The following is a 16,530-nucleotide window of genomic DNA, read 5'->3' as shown; positions in this document are numbered from 1 at the left end:
AGGCCAGGGGGTACGCATGACGAGGACGTACGGAGGGGAGACCGGCGGGGCCGGGACGGCCGGGGAGGCCCTGCTCTCCGCCGACGGGCTGCCCGAATGGCTGGATCCCGTCGTGCGCGCGGCGCGGACCGTCGAGCCCCACCAGCTGAGCCGCTTCCTTCCGCCGGAGACCGGAGGCAGGCAGTCCGCCGTGCTGGTCCTCTTCGGCGAGGGCGACCGCGGCCCCGAGCTGCTGCTCCTCGAACGGGCCGGCACGCTCCGCTCCCACGCCGGGCAGCCGTCCTTCCCCGGCGGCGCCCTCGATCCGGAGGACGGCGATCCGGAGGGCGAGGGCCCGGTCCGGGCGGCGCTGCGCGAGGCCGAGGAGGAGACCGGACTCGACCCGTCCGGCGTCCAGGTCTTCGGCGTGCTGCCCCGGCTCTACATCCCGGTGAGCGGCTTCGTGGTGACCCCCGTGCTCGGCTGGTGGCGCAAGCCCAGCCCGGTCGCGCCGGTCTCGCCCCAGGAGACCGCCCGCGTGTTCACCGTCCCCGTCGCCGACCTCACCGACCCGGCGAAGCGGGCCGTGACCGTCCACCCCAGCGGCCAGAAGGGCCCGGCCTTCCAGGTGGGCCCGGCGCTGGTGTGGGGGTTCACGGCCGGGGTGATCGACCGCATCCTGCACTACGCGGGCTGGGAGCGGCCCTGGGACCGGGCCCGGGAGGTCCCTCTCGACTGGCGCCCCCGGCAGGCATGAGACGGTGGCCCCCCGCGGGCCACGACGACTTCAATGCGAGGCATCTTTCGGTGAACGTGCTGGACATCGTGCTGTTGACCGCCGCTGTGTGGTTCGCGGTCATCGGCTACCGCCAGGGCTTCGTCGTCGGCGTGCTCTCGGTGATCGGTTTTCTGGGCGGTGGCCTGGCCGCCGTCTACGGGCTGCCGGTGATCTGGGCCGCGGCCACCGGTGACGGCGAGCCCGGCACGGTCGTGGCCGTCCTGGCCGTCGCCGTCGTCATCGTCTGCGCCTCCGTGGGCCAGGCCGCCACCACCCACCTCGGCAACAAGCTCCGCCGCCACATCACGTGGTCGCCCGCCCGCGCGCTCGACGCCACGGGCGGCGCGCTCGTCAACGTCGTCGCGATGCTGCTGGTGGCCTGGCTGATCGGCTCGGCGCTGGCCGGTACGACCCTGCCGACGCTGGGCCGGGAGGTGCGCGGCTCCAAGGTGCTGCTGGGCGTCGCCCGGGTGGTGCCCGCGCAGGCCAACACCTGGTTCGCGGACTTCAGCGCCGTCCTCGCGCAGAACGGCTTCCCGCAGGTCTTCGCGCCGTTCTCCACCGAACCCATCACCTCGGTGCCCGCCCCGGACCCCGAGCTGGCGGGCAGCCCCGTCGCCGTGGCCGCCCAGCGCAGCATCGTCAAGGTCGTCGGCAACGCCCCCGGCTGCGGCAAGGTGCTCGAGGGCACCGGCTTCGTCTTCGCGCCCGGCCGGGTGATGACCAACGCCCATGTCGTCGGCGGGGTGGACGAGCCGACCGTGCAGATCGGCGGTCAGGGACGGCTGCACGACGGCAGGGTGGTGCTCTACGACTGGAAGCGCGACATCGCCGTGCTCGACGTGCCCGGACTCGACGCGCCCCCGCTGCAGTTCGCCACGGCGGACGCGGAGAGCGGCAAGAGCGCCATCGTCGCCGGCTTCCCGGAGAACGGCTCGTACGACGTGCGCGCGGCCCGCGTCCGCAGCCGGGTCCAGGCCAACGGTCCGGACATCTACCACCGCGGCAATGTGCGCCGCGACGTCTACTCCCTCTACGCCACCGTCCGGCAGGGCAACTCCGGCGGCCCGCTGCTCACCCCGGACGGCAAGGTCTACGGCGTGGTCTTCGCCAAGTCCCTGGACGACCCCGACACGGGGTACGCCCTGACCGCGGACGAGGTGCGCGAGGACGCCCGCTACGGCCGTACGGCCACGGGCCGGGCCGATACCCAGGGCTGCGCGCTCTGAGCCGTTCCGGGCCCGCTCCGGCCGTCCTGGGTGTCGTGGGGGCGGCGCTGCTCAGCGGCCGCGCGGATGGCGCAGCCGCGCCGACACCCAGCGGGCGCGGCGGCGGATGATCCGGGGGATGCCGATGCGGGGGTCGGGTCCGGCCCCCGGCCGGTGATCGCCCCGCTCCGGTACGTCCGTCACGGCCACGGCGGCGTCGCCGTCGCCGCGCTCCGGAGTCACTTCGGTCACGTCACGGTAGTCGTGCGTCCAGCCCATACCAAAAGCTCTGCCCGGGCCCAAAGGTCGGTAATCGCCCATGGGTCCGTCAATTGGCCTATGCGCGCGGCAAGTGGCTGTTCGGTGAACGGACGTTCCTGTTCGTTCAGTGGCCAATGGCCCGCTGTTCGGCTTGTCTGCCGTCCGGATGGCCTACCGGTCGGCTCGTCCACCGTCCGGCTCGTCCACCGTCCGGCTTGTCTACCGGTCGGGTTCCGGGTCCTTCAGCCAGCTGATCAGCTCCGCCGAGAACGCGGCCGGGTCCTCCTCGTGCGGGAAGTGCCCCAGACCGTCGAACAGCCGCCAGCGGTAGGGCGCCTCGACATACTCGCCGGAGCCCGCCGCGCTGCGCGTCCGCATCACCGGATCGAGCGATCCGTGCAGGTGGAGCGTGGGCACTCGCACCGGCCGCTTCATCCGGCGGTTGAACTGGACGCCGTCCGGCCGGGCCATCGACCGCACCATCCAGCGGTACGGCTCGATGGAGCAGTGCGCCGTGGAGGGGATCGACATGGCCCGCCGGTAGACGTCGACCGACTCGTCGTCCGGCAGGGAGGGGCCCGACCACTCCCTGATCAGCCGCGCCACCAGCGCCGCGTCGTCCGCGACCAGCCTGCGCTCGGGCAGCCACGGCCGCTGGAAGCCCCAGATGTGGGAGCTCGCCGCGCTCTGCTTGACGTCCGCGAGCATCGCCGCGCGCCAGCGGCGCGGGTGCGGCATGGAGGAGACCGCCAGCCGGCGCACCAGCTTGGGCCGCATCACGGCCGCGGTCCAGGCCAGGTAGCCGCCCAGGTCGTGACCGACCAGCGCGGCGTCCGGCTCGCCGAGGGAACGGACGACGCCGGTGATGTCGAGGGCGAGGTTCGCGGGGTCGTAGCCCCGGGGCGTACGGTCGCTGCCGCCCACTCCGCGCAGGTCCATCGCCACCGCCCGGAACCCGGCCTCCGCCAGCGCCGGCATCTGATGCCGCCACGTCCACCAGAACTGCGGGAAACCGTGCAGCAGGAGAACCAGCGGCCCCTCGCCCATCTCGGCGATGTGGAACCGGGCCCCGTTCGCCGCGACCTCCCGGTGCGTCCAGGGGCCGTCCGGGCGTACGACCGCGGTGGGCGACGACGCCACCGACCCGGCCGGGGCCGGGGACGCCGGGGCGCCGTCGGGCCGGTCGGGATCGGGGGACGCGGGCGCTGCGGAGGTCTCGGGCACCGTCATACGGACGAGCGTGTCACAGATGCGTCCGCCGGGCTCGTGTCGGCCACCGGACGCGGGTGCGGCTTGACGGTGCCGAGCACCGCCGCCGTCTCCTTGGCCGAGGCGATGCTCTTCTCGGGCTTCTTGATCTTCTTGAACTTGGCCACGGCCATCAGCCCGAGCAGCGCCGCGAGCACCAGGTAGGCGCCGCCGGTGATCAGGAAGGACCAGGCGAGCCCGAGCCCGAGGTTGTGGATGCCGTAGGCCGCCGCGAAGCTCAGCACGGGCAGCGAGAAGAGCGCCAGGACACCCGCGGCGGCGATGGCGCCACCGCCGATGCCCAGCCGCCGGACGTCCTGCCGCAGCTCGGCCTTGGCCAGTGCGATCTCGTCGTGCACCAGCGCGGACAGCTCGGTGGTGGCCGTCGCCACCAGCTGGCCGAGGCTGCGGTTCGCGCCGTCGTCGGCTGCGCTCATCGGCTGCTCCCTCATCATCATCAGCTCGGGCGTAAAGACTCTCAGATCATGCCGGACCGTCGCCCAGGGTGGTGCGCTCCGAGGCGACTTGTGCCAGTTTGCGGTGCGTGGCCGCCTTCGCTTCGTAGATCGCGGCCATGCGGAGGTGGAACTCGGGGTTGTCCTGCTCGTAGACGTCCGGGATGCCGTCCTCGTCGTCGTCCCGGTCCTCTTCCGCGCACAGCTTCTTGTACTTGTTGTCGCGCAGTTTGAGAAGAATGCCCGCCAGGATCGCGGCGATGAGGGAACCCATCAGCACCGCGGCCTTGATCTCGCCGACGAGGCCGGGGTCGCCGTCGAAGGCGAGCTCGCCGATCAGCAGTGACACCGTGAAGCCGATGCCGGCCAGCGTGGCGAGGGCCAGCACGTCCGGCCACTTCAGGTCCGGGTTGAGCTCCGCCCGGGTGAAGCGGGCGGCCGCCCAGGTGCCGCCGAACACGCCGATCGTCTTGCCCACCACCAGGCCCAGGACGACGCCCAGCGTCTCCGGCCGGGTGAAGACGTCCGACAGGGCACCGCCGGAGAGCGTCACCCCGGCGGAGAACAACGCGAACAGCGGTACGGCCAGCCCCGCCGACAGGGGGCGCACCAGATGCTCGATGTGCTCGCCGGGGGAGTGCTCCTCGGCGTCGCGCCGGGTGCAGCGCAGCATCAGGCCCATGGAGACGCCCGCGATCGTGGCGTGGACGCCGCTGTTGTACATCAGCGCCCAGTTGACGACTGCCAGCGGCACGTAGATGTACCAGCCGCGTACGCCCTTGCGCAGCAGCAGCCAGAAGACGGCCAGGCCCAGCACGGCGAAGCCGAGGGCGGCGAAGTTCAGCTTCGACGTGAAGAAGATCGCGATGATGAGGATCGCGAAGAGGTCGTCGACCACGGCCAGCGTCAGCAGGAAGGCGCGCAGCGCCGACGGCAGGGAGGTGCCGATGACGGCGAGCACGGCGAGGGCGAAGGCGATGTCGGTCGCCGTGGGGACGGCCCAGCCGCCCAGCGAGCCGCTGCCGGCCGTGGCGACGGTGGTGTAGACGAGGGCGGGGACGGCCATGCCGCAGAGCGCGGCCACCACCGGGAGGATCGCGGCCTTGGGGTCGCGCAGCTCGCCGGCGACCAGCTCGCGCTTGAGCTCGATGCCGGCGACGAAGAAGAACACGGCGAGCAGGCCGTCGGCCGCCCAGTGCTGCAGGGAGAGGTTCAGGCCGAGGGCCTCCGGGCCCAGGTGGAACGAGCGCACGGTCTCGTAGCCGCCACGTAGCGGGGTGTTCGCCCAGATCAGCGCGGCGACGGCGGCGGCGAGCAGCAGTACGCCGCCGACGGTCTCGGTGCGCAGCGCGTCCGCCAGGTAGTTCCGCTCGGGGAGGGGAAGCCTGCCGAGGAAGACGGAGCGGCGGTTCTTGGGCGCGGCCACGGTGGTGGACCTCCTGGGGTCGGCGTCGACTGAAACACGTACGTACACGTGGGTACACGTGTGCTGTGTGCCGACCAGACTTCCCGGCGCGCCTTTGATTCTTGTCACGATATTGACGCGACAAGTACTTACTTTAGCCGGAAAGAGTGAAAGGGCACCCGGTCCTGCCGGGTGCCCTTCCTGTGCGGAGCGGTGTTGCCGCTGGTCAGTCCTCGGTGGGGGCCGCGGGGAGCTTGGCCTGGATCAGGTCCATGACCGAGGAGTCGGTGAGCGTGGTGACGTCGCCGAGGGCGCGGTTCTCGGCCACGTCGCGCAGCAGGCGGCGCATGATCTTGCCGGAGCGGGTCTTGGGCAGCTCGGCGACCGGCAGGACGCGCTTCGGCTTGGCGATCGGGCCGAGCTGCTTGGCCACATGGGCCCGCAGCTCCTCGGTGAGGGTGTCGTTGTCCCCGGCGTCGACACCGCCGCGCAGGATGACGAAGGCGCAGATGGCCTGGGTGGTCTGCGGGTCCGTGGCGCCGACGACCGCGGCCTCGGCCACCTTGGGGTGGGAGACGAGGGCGGACTCGACCTCGGTGGTGGAGATGTTGTGGCCGGAGACGAGCATGACGTCGTCGACGCGGCCGAGCAGCCAGATGTCGCCGTCCTCGTCCTTCTTGGCGCCGTCGCCGGCGAAGTAGGTGTTCTCGAAGCGGGACCAGTAGGTGTCGAGGTAGCGCTGGTCGTCGCCCCAGATGGTGCGGAGCATGGCCGGCCACGGCTCGGTCAGGACCAGATAGCCGCCGGAGCCGTTGGGCACCTCCTCGCCGTGGTCGTCCACGACGGTGGCGGAGATGCCGGGCAGCGGCGCCTGGGCCGAACCGGGCTTGGCCTCGGTCACGCCCGGCAGCGGGCTGATCATCATGGCGCCGGTCTCGGTCTGCCACCAGGTGTCGACGACGGGGGTGGCGTCGGCGCCGATGTGCTTGCGGTACCAGACCCAGGCCTCGGGGTTGATGGGCTCGCCGACCGAGCCGAGGACGCGCAGGCTGGACAGGTCGAACTTGGCGGGGATGTCGTCGCCCCACTTCATGGCCGCCCGGATCGCGGTGGGGGCCGTGTAGAGGATCGTGACGCCGTACTTCTGGACGATCTCCCACCAGCGGCCCTGGTGGGGGCTGTCGGGCGTGCCCTCGTAGAGCACCTCGGTGGCGCCGTTGCTCAGCGGGCCGTAGACGATGTACGAGTGCCCGGTGACCCAGCCGACGTCGGCCGTGCACCAGAAGACGTCGGTCTCCGGCTTGAGGTCGAAGACGGCGTGGTGGGTGTACGAGGTCTGGGTGAGATAGCCGCCGGTGGTGTGGAGGATGCCCTTCGGCTTACCCGTGGTGCCCGAGGTGTAGAGGATGAACAGCGGGTGCTCGGCGTCGAACGCCTCGGGGGTGTGCTGGTCGGACTGGCGCTCGACGAGGTCGTGCCACCACACGTCGCGGCCCTCGGTCCAGGCGATGTCCTCCTGGCCCGTGCGGCGGACGACGAGCACACTGCGGACGTTCTCGGTGCCGGGCCGGGTGAGGGCCTCGTCGACGGCGGGCTTGAGGGCGGAGGGCTTGCCGCGGCGGTAGCCGCCGTCGGCGGTGATGACGACCCGGGCGTCGGCGTCGTTGACGCGCGCCGCCAGGGCGTCGGCGGAGAAGCCGCCGAAGACGACGGAGTGGGGGGCGCCGATGCGCGCGCAGGCGAGCATCGAGACGACCGCCTCGGGGATCATCGGCAGGTAGATGGCGACCCGGTCGCCGGCCCGGACGCCCAGCTCGGTCAGGGCGTTGGCGGCCTTGGAGACCTCGCGCTGGAGCTCGGCGTAGGTGATCGAACGGGAGTCGCCGGGCTCGCCCTCGAAGTGGAGGGCCACGCGGTCGCCCAGGCCGTTCTCCACGTGCCGGTCGACGCAGTTGTAGGCCACGTTCAGCCGGCCGTCGGCGAACCACTTGGCGAACGGCGGGTTGGACCAGTCCAGGGTCTCGGTGGGCTCGTTCTCCCAGCTCAGGCGGCGGGCCTGGGCGGCCCAGAAGCCCAGCCGGTCAGCCTTCGCCCGCTCGTACGCCTCCGCGGTGACGTTGGCCTGGGCGGCCAGGCCGGCCGGCGGCGCGAAGCGGCGCTCCTCCTTCAGAAGGTTGGCCAGGCTTTCGTTGCTCACGACATCTCCCTTTCCCAGGGGGCTCGTTGCTCCCGGCCATAGCTCATCAGCCCGGGGCACACCCTGACAAGGGGTGTGGGTAAAAACTGGTTTAGACCTTTGTCCGGGAGGTCGCCCGAGGTCAGAGGGGGTGGTGCGGTGCCCGGCCCGCGCCGGGGCGGGTGTGGGGACGGCCTACGCGGCGTCCAGGACGCCGGGCCGGACGGCGGTGAAGGTGCGCGAGCGGCGATCCAGGACATAGGCCTGGGCCTCTCCCACGTGGAAGTACATTCCGTGCAGCTGGAGCGAGCCTTCCGCCACCCGTCGGGCGACACAGGTGTGGGCCATCAGGTGGTCGAGCTGTTGCATCACATTGACGAGGGCCAGCCGCTCGACGTCGTCCGCCACCAGCCGCTCGGCCAGCGCCACCTCGCCGCGGCCCAGCCGGCCGATCCGCTGCATCCGGGCCAGGCTCGGACGGCCGTGCCGCAGCCATCGGGTGAGGGGGGTCTGCTCGCCGAGCGGCGGCGTGTGCCCGGCGGGGGAGTCGGCGAGGTCCAGCAGGGCCTGCATCGCCCCGCAGCCGGAGTGGCCGCACACGGTGATGCTGCCGACCTTCAGCACCTCGACCGCGTACTCCACGGCGGCCGCCACGGAGTCGCAGCTGGCGTCACTGCCGGGCGGAGGCATCAGATTGCCCACATTGCGCACGGTGAACAGGTCACCGGGGCCGCTGGAGGTGATCATGCTGGTCACCAGCCGCGAGTCGGCACAAGTCAGGAAGAGCTCGCTGGGGCGCTGGCCCTCGCGGGCGAGCCGGGCCAGCTCGTCGCGGACGAGCGGGGCGGTATTGCGCTGGAAGGCGCTCACGCCGCCCAGCAGTCGCCGTTCGGCGCCGATCGGAGCCGGGGCGGCTTCCGTCTCGGCGGCGGGCGGGCTGACGCAGTGGTGCTGGCGCCACGGTGTCCACGGCAGGCAGCTGTGGGGGCCGCCGGCCTCGGCCGCCGCCGGGCCCCTCCGGCCCGGGAAGCCCGCCAGGCGCCGCCGCAGCGCGAGAAGCGTGGTGATCGAGATGCCCACTGTGACCCCCTGCAGAACTCCGAACAGCAGTACGGCCACCGATGTGGCCGCGTACACCGCGAGATCGCCTCGCCGTCGCCCGCGCGGGAGGTGCGCCTCGCGCGCCATCCGCACCCCGGCCGCCATGGCGAGCACCGCCAGGGCGACCGCCGGGATCCGGGCGAGGACCGCCACGCCCGGGCCGGCGCACAACAGGGCCGCCACGCCGTAGGCGACCGCCGCCCCGCGGGACCCGGGCGCGGGTGGGTCGGCCACGGGCGGGTCGGCGGTGGATGCTCCGGAGGCGTCCGGCGCCGGGGCGGGCCTCTTCGTGCTCGTGACGAACGCGAGGGCGACGAGAGCCGTGAGAACGCCCGCGACCGGACCGCCCGGCAGCGCGGGGAGGCCCGGCGGCGACCAGGGGAACAAGGCGGCGCGGGCCACGCCCGCCCCGAAGCCGGCGGTCGTGGCGGCGACCGTGACGGCGACCGTGGCGACGGCCAGGGCTGCGAAGGGCGCGGGGATCGTCCGCGCCCGGCGCCCGGCCCGCCCGGGCAGCCGTGGCCAGGCGACCAGGACGGCCGCGGTGAGGGCGGCGACGAGGAGCGTCGGGAGGTGCGCCCGTACCGCCCCGGATGCCAGGGCCGCCGTCACCTCCTGCGTCGGCGGGCCCGGTCGGCCACCGAGGACCACGGGCAGCGGACCGAGCACGATCGTGGCGCCGATCGCGGCGAGCACGCCGCGCGCCACCGGCGACAGGATCACCGACAGCCTGTCCGCCGCCGCCGAGCCCGCCGGGACGGCCGAACCCAGGACCCCCAGGGCGAGTCGCGCGACGCTCAGGAGCGCGGTGACCGCGCAGGCCGCGACCGGCCCCGCCCAGAGCGGCGCGCCACAGGCGAGCGCGATCCCCGGGGAGAGGGGGACCGCGAGCAGGAGGACGGGGACGGAGGCGGACAAGGCGTGCCGGATGTGCATGGTCAATCCCGTCCTCGGTGCCGACGGCGGGCGTTTCTCAACTCTCAGTAAACGGATCGTAATGGAGAGTAAAGACTTTACCGAGGTTTGGAGGGGAGATTCCCCCTGTCGAGTGAATATCTCCTTTTGTCCGTTTGTCCGTTCTTCGGGTGGAGGCTCAGGCGGGGCGCAGGCGGGACTCAGGCGGGCTGAGGGGCCGCCAGGAGCCGTTCGTCCAGGATGAAGGCGGGGTCCACCTGGGCCGCCAGGTCGGCGCCGGTCTTCGCGTTGCCCCAGCTCTCGGCGTTCTTGAGGTGGAAGTGCACCATCTGGCGGGTGTAGCGCCGCCAGTCCCGTCGCTCGTACGACGCGTCGGCCGTGGCCCGCAGGGTCTGCAGGGCCTGCCGGTTGGCCTCCTCCAGCAGCTCGAACCGGGGCGGCCGGCCCTTCTCCATGGCCCGCACCCAGTCGGAGTGGCCGAACGTCGTCAGGAGGTCGTCGCCGACCTCGGCGCGCAGGAAGTCCAGGTCGTCCGGGCCCTGCACCTTGTTCCCCACGACCTTGAGTCCGACCCCGAAGTCCCGCGCGTACTCCTTGTACTGGCGGTACACCGAGACCCCCTTCCGGGTGGGCTCGGCGACCAGGAAGGTCATGTCGAAGCGGGTGAACATGCCGGACGCGAAGGAGTCGCTGCCCGCGGTCATGTCGACGACCACGTACTCGCCCGGGCCGTCGACGAGGTGGTTGAGGCACAGCTCCACCGCGCCGACCTTCGAGTGGTAGCAGGCGACGCCGAGGTCGGAGTCGTTGAACGGGCCGGTCACCATCAGCCGTGCGGTGGCGTGGTCGTCCAGTCCCACCGTGCGGGCGCACGCCTCGTAGACCGGGTTGTCCTCGCCGACGCGCAGCAGGCGGGAGCCCTCGCCCGGGGGTGTCGTCTTGATCATGGTTTCGGCCGAGATGATGCGGGGGTTCGAGCCGCGCAGATAGTCCTTGATCAGGGGGAGCCGGGCGCCCATCGCGGGCAGGGCGGCGCTCTCCGTCTCGTCGAGCCCCAGCGCTGCGCCGAGGTGCTGGTTGATGTCGGCGTCCACCGCGATGACGGGGGCCTGCCCGGCGGCGAGGTGGCGGATGAACAGAGAGGACAGGGTGGTCTTGCCGCTGCCGCCCTTCCCTACGAAAGCGATCTTCATGTTCACCAAGAGTAGGTGCGGAGGTGCTCTGAGTGAGAACCGTGAGTGAAGAGGACCACTCTTTCGAGGGGTTTCAGGGCAAGGTGCGTACTGTCTTACGCATGAGTACGCCAGCTGATCCGCTCGCCGTCCTGGGTTCCCTCCCGGGCGTGGCCGACGCCGTGGACTCCGTACGCAAGGCCGTGGACCGGGTGTACGGCCATCGGGTGATGCGCCGCCGCAGCAATGAGATCACCTCCGAGGCCGCCCTGCGTGGCGCCCGGGCCTCGGCCGCGCTGTCCGGTGCGGACTGGGCGCTCGAAGAGGTGCGCCGCCGTTCCGACTTCGGCGGGGAGGGCGAACCGCGGACGGTGGGCGCGGCGCTGCGGCTGACCGCGGAGGCGGGTCAACTGCTCAGCGTGTGGCGTCAGTCGCCGCTGCGGGTGCTGGCCAGGCTGCACCTCGTGGCCGCCGGCGGCGACCGGCCCGACGACACGATCGGCAGGCCGCGACTCGCCGGAGAGCCGGTCGAGGAGCCGCTGATCGAGCTGCCGCTGCCGGACGCCGGGGAGATGTCGGGCCGTCTGGAGGGCCTGGCCGACCTGCTGATCGCCGGGACTCAGGCGCCCGCGCTGGTCACGGCGGCCGTGGTGCACGGCGAGCTGCTGGCCCTGCGGCCGTTCGGGACGCACAACGGCCTCGTCGCGCGCGCGGCCGAGCGGATCGTGCTGGTGGGCAGTGGGCTCGACCCCAAGTCGATCTGCCCGGCGGAGGTCGGCCACGCGGAGCAGGGCCGTTCGGCGTACGCCGAGGCGCTGGAGGGCTACGTGTCGGGTACGCCCGAGGGGCTGGGGGCGTGGATCGCCCACTGCGGCCGGGCGATCGAGCTCGGTGTGCGGGAGAGCACGGCCGTCTGCGAGGCGCTCCAGCGCGGCGCGGCCTGACGGAGCCGGACAAAGGGTTGCGGCGGTACCTGTACTGCTCGGGTACCGCCGCTGGCACATCCGTCGGGTTACCAAGCGTGCACGATGTTTGCCCATCAGGTCGGGGACTTCGCCCGTCACCTGGTGCGGCTGGCCCGTAATCGACGGGTCGGCGTCGCGTGGGTGCCCGACTTCCGTGCGCGGTCCGTGGGGCCTTGGTGCGTGAAGGGCGTCCTCCCGGATGTCCCTGGTCTCGCGGGCCGTTAAGTCCTTTCTACTCCTGTCGTGACAGAACCGGAAGTGCGGGCCTCACTTCTTTGCTTTCCGTGACGAATCAGGTCAAGCCGCCCGAGGGGCCGCGGCGGCGGCCGGCGAGCCAGACCAGACCGGCCGTGGCGGCGGCCGCACCGAACGCGGCGGCCACCACCAGTGCGGGTCGCGACGGCATGGACAGCGCCGCCACGCGCTGCTTGAGTCGTACGGGCCGGTTGAAGGAGAGGATCGGCCAGTCGCGGGCGACCGCCTCGCGCCGCAACCCGCGATCGGGATTGACCGCATGCGGATGGCCCACGGACTCGAGCATCGGAATGTCGGTCACCGAATCGCTGTAGGCGTAGCAGCGCGACAGGTCGTATCCCTCCGAGGCGGCGAGCTCCCGGATGGCCTCGGCCTTGGTCGGGCCGTAGGCGTAGTACTCGATCTCCCCGGTGAAGACGCCGTCCTCCATGACCATGCGGGTGGCGACGACGCGGTCCGCGCCCAGCAGCGCCCCGATCGGCTCCACGACCTCGGCGCCCGAGGTGCTGACGATCACCACGTCGCGTCCGGCGGCGTGGTGCTCCTCGATGAGGGAGGCGGCTTCGTCGTAGATGATCGGGTCGATGAGCTCGTGGAGGGTCTCGGCGACGATCTCCCGGACCTGCTGGACGTTCCAGCCCCGGCAGAGCGCCGACAGATACTCGCGCATCCGCTCCATCTGGTCGTGGTCGGCGCCGCCGGCCAGGAAGACGAACTGGGCATAGGCGGTGCGCAACACGGCGCGCCTGTTGATCAGGCCGCCTTGGTAGAAGGACTTGCTGAAGGTGAGCGTGCTCGACTTCGCAATGACTGTCTTGTCCAGATCAAAGAACGCGGCAGTCCGAGGCAAGGAGTGGTTTTCCACTCCGCCGAGCATAGGGGCCCTCCATTCGGCGTAAGCTGAGGCGTGTGGGTTTGCCTGAGAAGGCTCTCGGGTACACCATGGAAGTCACGGATCGTTCGCGACCGTGTCTAACCCGGTCCGACTCCTCCCCCCCCGAGTCGGCCGTGGGGACGACCCCCGCTCTCCCCCCCGGCGGGGGTCGTCGCATGTCCGGATACTTTTCCGGTCTCCTCATCGGGTCCTCCCCCGCATCGTGCGCCCGGACGGGCGTCGCCACCGCCTCCTTCTTACCTGTTACGCAGGGTAATCGGCGCGCTGCTCTCCGGAAGTCACCGGGATAGGTGAGGGGGATATTCACATCCGTTGAGTTGTCCACAGTTTTTGACCAAGATCCACACGATTTCCCGGTTCGCTGCACGGTGATTCCCCGCGAGTTCCGCGATGCCCGCGGATGCGAGAGCGCGTAGTGAGAGGGGAGGAGACCGTGACCGGATCCAATGCATCCGATTGCCCGGCCGCCGCCGGGGACGGGCGGCAGGGCAGGCCGCTGATCGTCACGGAGGACGAGGGGCTGCTCGACGACCTGTTGAGACTGTGCGCGGCGGCCGGGGCCGTGCCCGAGGTCGCGCACGGGGCACCCCCGAGCGCCGGCGTCTGGGAGAGTGCCCCGCTGATCCTGGTCGGCGACGACCGCGCCACCGGACTGCGCGGCACCGCCCGCAGGGACGGCGTCGTGCTCGTCGGCCGCGATCTCGACGACTCCGGCGTCTGGGAGAGGGCCGTCGGCCTCGGCGCCCAGAACGTCGTGCTGCTGCCCGACGGCGAGGGCTGGCTGGTCGACCGGATCGCCGACGCCGTGGAGGGCGTGGGCCGTCCCGCGCTCACGGTCGGCGTGATCGGCGGCCGCGGTGGTGCCGGGGCGAGCACGCTGGCCTGCGCCCTGGCCGTCGGCGCGGCCCGCGCCGGCCACCGGACGATGCTGATCGACGGCGATCCGCTCGGCGGCGGCCTCGACGTCCTGCTCGGCGGCGAACGGGCCGAGGGTCTGCGCTGGCCCGCCTTCGCCGACTCCCGTGGCCGCGTCGCCGGCCGGGCGCTGGAGGAGGCCCTGCCCGAACTCCACTCCCTGCGCCTCCTGAGCTGGGGCCGGGGGGACTGTGCCGCCGTCCCGCCCGACGCGATGCGCGCCGTCCTGGCCGCCGCCCGCCGGCGCGGCGGCGTGGTGGTCGTGGATCTGCCGCGCCGCCTCGACGAGACGGCCCTGGAGGCCGTCGGCCAGCTCGACATGGGCCTGCTGGTCGTGCCCGCCGAGCTGCGGGCCGTCGCGGCCGCGCACCGGGTGGCCGCCGTGCTGAGGATGCTGCTGGGCGATCTGCGCGCCGTCGTGCGCGGTCCGTTCGGCTCCGGGCTGCCGGGTGAGGAGATCGCCCGGCTGCTGGGCCTGCCGCTCGCCGGTGAGCTGCCCCCGGAGCCCGGGTTGACGGACGCGCTGAACGCCGGCCGCCCGCCGGGCGGCGCGGACCGCGGACCGCTGGCGCGGTTCAGCGCCGGATTCTGGGCCCGGGCGCTCCCCGAGGGCGGGGGGAGGCCGTCATGAGCGGCGCGCTGCTGGAGGCGGTGCGGCTGAGGCTGGCCGAGAGCGGCGCCGAGCCGACGCCCGCACGGGTCGCCGAGGCCCTGCGCTCCGAAGGCCGGCTGCTCGGGGACGCCGAAGTGCTCGGCGTGGCGGCCCGGTTGCGCTCGGAGCTGGTCGGCACCGGTCCGCTGGAGCCGCTCCTCGCCGAACCCGACGTCACCGATGTGCTCGTCACCGCCCCCGACCAGGTGTGGGTCGACCGGGGCGCGGGCCTGGAGCGGACGGGGGTCTCGTTCCCCGACGCGGCGGCGGTGCGGCGGCTGGCCCAGCGGCTCGCCGCGATCGCCGGCCGGCGGCTGGACGACGCCCGGCCGTGGGTGGACGCCAGACTTCCCGACGGCACGCGGCTGCACGCCGTCCTGCCCCCGGTGGCCGTCGGCTCCACCTGCCTCTCGCTCCGGGTCGTGCGGCCCCGCGCGTTCGCGCTGGAGGAGCTGGTGGCAGCGGGGACGGTGCCGCCCGGCGGACAGCGGCTGCTGCGGGCGGTGCTCGAGGCCCGGCTGTCGTTCCTCATCAGCGGGGGCACGGGCTCGGGCAAGACGACGCTGCTGTCCAGCCTGCTGGGGCTGGTCGCCCCGGACGAGCGGATCGTGCTCGCCGAGGACTCGGCCGAGCTCCGCCCCGACCACCCGCACGTCGTACGGCTGGAGACCCGGCCCGCGAACCAGGAGGGCAGCGGTCTGGTGACGCTGCGGGACCTGGTGCGCCAGGCGCTGCGGATGCGACCGGACCGGCTGGTGGTGGGCGAGGTGCGCGGCGCCGAGGTCACGGACCTGCTGGCCGCGCTCAACACCGGGCACGAGGGCGGGTGCGGGACGGTCCACGCGAACGCCGCCTCGGACGTCCCGGCCCGGCTGGAGGCGCTGGGGTCGACGGCGGGGCTCGACCGCGCCGCCCTGCACAGCCAGCTGGCGGCGGCGCTGTCGGTGGTGATCCATCTCGTCAGGGACCACGGCGGCCGACGGCGGGTCGCGGAGGTGCACGTCCTGGAGCGTGACCGGGCCGGCTTCGTGACCACCGTTCCCGCCGCCGTCGGGGGCACGACCGGGTTCGAGCGGGCGCCCGGGTGGGACCGGCTCGTGGCCCTGTGCCGTCGCGGCGGGAGCGGGCCATGACCGGCCGGTCGCGCCTGGCGATCGCCGTGCCGGTGCCGTCGTGGGCCCCGGCGCCGTGGGCCGGCCCGGGACTGCTGGTGTGCGTCACGGTTCTCGTGGCCCTTGCGGCCTTGGTGGGGCTGAGGGTGCGTCAAGGGGCGGGGGTGCGCCGGGCCAGGCTGCTGCTCGCGGAAGGTGACGCGCTCGTCGGGACCCGGCCGGGCGTGACGCTGCCGCCGTGGTGCGTGGCATGGGGCGTGCGGCTGTGGCGGACGGCGCGGGAGAGGCGCGAGTTGGTGTGCCTTCCGGTCGGCTGCGCGGTCGGGCTCCTGGGCGACTCGTTCCTGCCGGTCGTCGCGGGAGCGCTGGCCGTGCCGACGGCGCGGCGGGTGCTGGCCGCGCGGCGGCGGGAGCGGGAGCGCGAACGCCGGGAGGCGGCCGTCATCGAGCTGTGCGGCACCGTCGCGGGCGACCTGCGGGCCGGCAGGCAACCGGGTGAGGCGGTCTCGGTGTTGAAAGGACAGGAGGTGGGGCCGGGCTGGCCGGCGGTGCCGGCGGCCGCCCGGTTCGGCGGGGACGTGTCGAAGGCGCTGCGGCGGGCCGGCAGGCAGGAAGGGGCGGAAGGGCTCAACGGCGTGGCGGCGTGCTGGCGGGTCGCGGTCGACGGCGGGGCGGGGCTGGCCGCCGGTCTGGAGCGGATCGCGGCCGCCCTCGGCGCCGAGCGCGACCAGCGGGAGGAGCTGCGCGCGCAGCTGGCGGGCACGCGGTCGACCGCCGTGATGCTGGCCCTGCTGCCGGTGCTGGCCCTGCTGATGGGCAGCGCGCTGGGGGCGGAGCCGCTGCGGGTGCTGCTGCACACCCCGGCCGGGCTCGGCTGCCTGGTGGTCGGCGGGCTGCTGGAGTCCGCGGGAATCGCGTGGACGCGACGGATCGTACGGGCCGCCGAGGGCCCGGGGAGGGGGCGGACGTGAGTGCGGGGATTGTCCACAGCCTGTGGGCGGTGGTCCTGGCGGTGGCGGCGGCGTGGGCCGTGCCGGC

General features: G+C 73.0%; 14 protein-coding genes. 6 read left to right on the top strand and 8 right to left on the bottom strand.

What is annotated here, in order from left to right; genetic code table 11:
* Positions 1–16 precede the first annotated feature (16 nt).
* Positions 17–736, top strand: a complete 720-nt coding sequence (locus AC07BS_RS14270) for an NUDIX hydrolase (RefSeq protein WP_478645945.1) — start codon at positions 17–19, stop codon at positions 734–736.
* 50 nt (positions 737–786) lie between these two features.
* Positions 787–1,986, top strand: coding sequence for a MarP family serine protease (locus tag AC07BS_RS14265; RefSeq protein ID WP_478645610.1), 1,200 nt, complete (start codon positions 787–789; stop codon positions 1,984–1,986).
* Positions 1,987–2,037: 51 nt separating this feature from the next.
* On the opposite strand, the gene AC07BS_RS14260 is transcribed toward AC07BS_RS14265, so the two are convergent.
* From AC07BS_RS14260 to AC07BS_RS14230, 7 genes are all read right to left on the bottom strand, one after another.
* On the bottom strand, positions 2,038–2,244 hold the full coding sequence (locus AC07BS_RS14260) for a hypothetical protein (RefSeq protein WP_478645612.1): 207 nt from the start codon (positions 2,242–2,244) through the stop codon (positions 2,038–2,040).
* 201 nt (positions 2,245–2,445) lie between these two features.
* The gene (locus AC07BS_RS14255; RefSeq protein WP_478645615.1) at positions 2,446–3,456 is read right to left on the bottom strand and encodes an alpha/beta fold hydrolase; all 1,011 of its coding nucleotides are present in this window, start codon (positions 3,454–3,456) and stop codon (positions 2,446–2,448) included.
* The gene (locus AC07BS_RS14250) at positions 3,453–3,911 is read right to left on the bottom strand and encodes a phage holin family protein (RefSeq protein WP_478645618.1); all 459 of its coding nucleotides are present in this window, start codon (positions 3,909–3,911) and stop codon (positions 3,453–3,455) included. The genes AC07BS_RS14255 and AC07BS_RS14250 overlap by 4 nt, the downstream gene beginning before the upstream one ends.
* 46 nt (positions 3,912–3,957) lie before the next feature.
* Positions 3,958–5,355, bottom strand: a complete 1,398-nt coding sequence (nhaA, locus tag AC07BS_RS14245; RefSeq protein WP_478932268.1) for a Na+/H+ antiporter NhaA — start codon at positions 5,353–5,355, stop codon at positions 3,958–3,960.
* A gap of 205 nt (positions 5,356–5,560) precedes the next feature.
* Positions 5,561–7,531, bottom strand: coding sequence for an acetate--CoA ligase (acs, locus tag AC07BS_RS14240; RefSeq protein WP_478932266.1), 1,971 nt, complete (start codon positions 7,529–7,531; stop codon positions 5,561–5,563).
* Positions 7,532–7,705: 174 nt separating this feature from the next.
* A complete protein-coding gene (locus tag AC07BS_RS14235) occupies positions 7,706–9,547 on the bottom strand; it encodes a carbonic anhydrase (protein WP_478932264.1) in 1,842 nt (613 codons plus the stop codon).
* Between the two features lie 179 nt (positions 9,548–9,726).
* The gene (locus AC07BS_RS14230; protein ID WP_478932262.1) at positions 9,727–10,719 is read right to left on the bottom strand and encodes an ATP-binding protein; all 993 of its coding nucleotides are present in this window, start codon (positions 10,717–10,719) and stop codon (positions 9,727–9,729) included.
* 101 nt (positions 10,720–10,820) lie between these two features.
* Between AC07BS_RS14230 and AC07BS_RS14225 the strand changes: the two genes are divergently transcribed.
* Entirely contained in the window at positions 10,821–11,642 is an 822-nt protein-coding gene (locus AC07BS_RS14225) for a Fic family protein (RefSeq protein ID WP_478932260.1), read from the top strand.
* A 313-nt stretch (positions 11,643–11,955) separates the two neighbouring features.
* Here AC07BS_RS14225 and AC07BS_RS14220 read toward each other — a convergent pair whose 3' ends face one another.
* Complete coding sequence (locus AC07BS_RS14220) at positions 11,956–12,795, bottom strand: HAD family hydrolase (RefSeq protein WP_478645630.1); 840 nt, start codon at positions 12,793–12,795, stop codon at positions 11,956–11,958.
* A gap of 451 nt (positions 12,796–13,246) precedes the next feature.
* On the opposite strand from AC07BS_RS14220, the gene ssd reads away from it, so the two are divergent.
* Genes ssd through AC07BS_RS14205 form a run of 3 tightly spaced genes read left to right on the top strand, consistent with a single transcriptional unit; the run spans position 13,247 to position 16,463 of the window.
* Positions 13,247–14,359 carry a septum site-determining protein Ssd gene (gene ssd, locus AC07BS_RS14215; protein WP_478932258.1) on the top strand — a complete coding sequence of 371 codons (1,113 nt, stop codon included), beginning with the start codon at positions 13,247–13,249 and terminating at the stop codon, positions 14,357–14,359.
* Complete coding sequence (locus tag AC07BS_RS14210; protein ID WP_478645636.1) at positions 14,356–15,513, top strand: TadA family conjugal transfer-associated ATPase; 1,158 nt, start codon at positions 14,356–14,358, stop codon at positions 15,511–15,513. The genes ssd and AC07BS_RS14210 overlap by 4 nt, the downstream gene beginning before the upstream one ends.
* The gene (locus tag AC07BS_RS14205) at positions 15,510–16,463 is read left to right on the top strand and encodes a type II secretion system F family protein (RefSeq protein ID WP_478932256.1); all 954 of its coding nucleotides are present in this window, start codon (positions 15,510–15,512) and stop codon (positions 16,461–16,463) included. The genes AC07BS_RS14210 and AC07BS_RS14205 overlap by 4 nt, the downstream gene beginning before the upstream one ends.
* Positions 16,464–16,530 lie beyond the last annotated feature (67 nt).

Source organism: Streptomyces sp. NPDC044063 (genome assembly GCF_056434285.1).
This window is presented reverse-complemented; position numbering and strand designations above follow the sequence as displayed.

Coding starts and splice junctions, on each gene's coding strand:
- AC07BS_RS14270 (WP_478645945.1), top strand. CDS start 17: ATGACGAGGACGTACGGAGGGGAGACCGGCGGGGCCGGGACGGCCGGG.
- AC07BS_RS14260 (WP_478645612.1), bottom strand. CDS start 2,244: ATGGGCTGGACGCACGACTACCGTGACGTGACCGAAGTGACTCCGGAG.
- AC07BS_RS14255 (WP_478645615.1), bottom strand. CDS start 3,456: ATGACGGTGCCCGAGACCTCCGCAGCGCCCGCGTCCCCCGATCCCGAC.
- AC07BS_RS14250 (WP_478645618.1), bottom strand. CDS start 3,911: ATGAGCGCAGCCGACGACGGCGCGAACCGCAGCCTCGGCCAGCTGGTG.
- AC07BS_RS14235 (WP_478932264.1), bottom strand. CDS start 9,547: ATGCACATCCGGCACGCCTTGTCCGCCTCCGTCCCCGTCCTCCTGCTC.
- AC07BS_RS14230 (WP_478932262.1), bottom strand. CDS start 10,719: ATGAAGATCGCTTTCGTAGGGAAGGGCGGCAGCGGCAAGACCACCCTG.
- AC07BS_RS14225 (WP_478932260.1), top strand. CDS start 10,821: ATGAGTACGCCAGCTGATCCGCTCGCCGTCCTGGGTTCCCTCCCGGGC.
- AC07BS_RS14220 (WP_478645630.1), bottom strand. CDS start 12,795: ATGCTCGGCGGAGTGGAAAACCACTCCTTGCCTCGGACTGCCGCGTTC.
- AC07BS_RS14210 (WP_478645636.1), top strand. CDS start 14,356: ATGAGCGGCGCGCTGCTGGAGGCGGTGCGGCTGAGGCTGGCCGAGAGC.
- AC07BS_RS14205 (WP_478932256.1), top strand. CDS start 15,510: ATGACCGGCCGGTCGCGCCTGGCGATCGCCGTGCCGGTGCCGTCGTGG.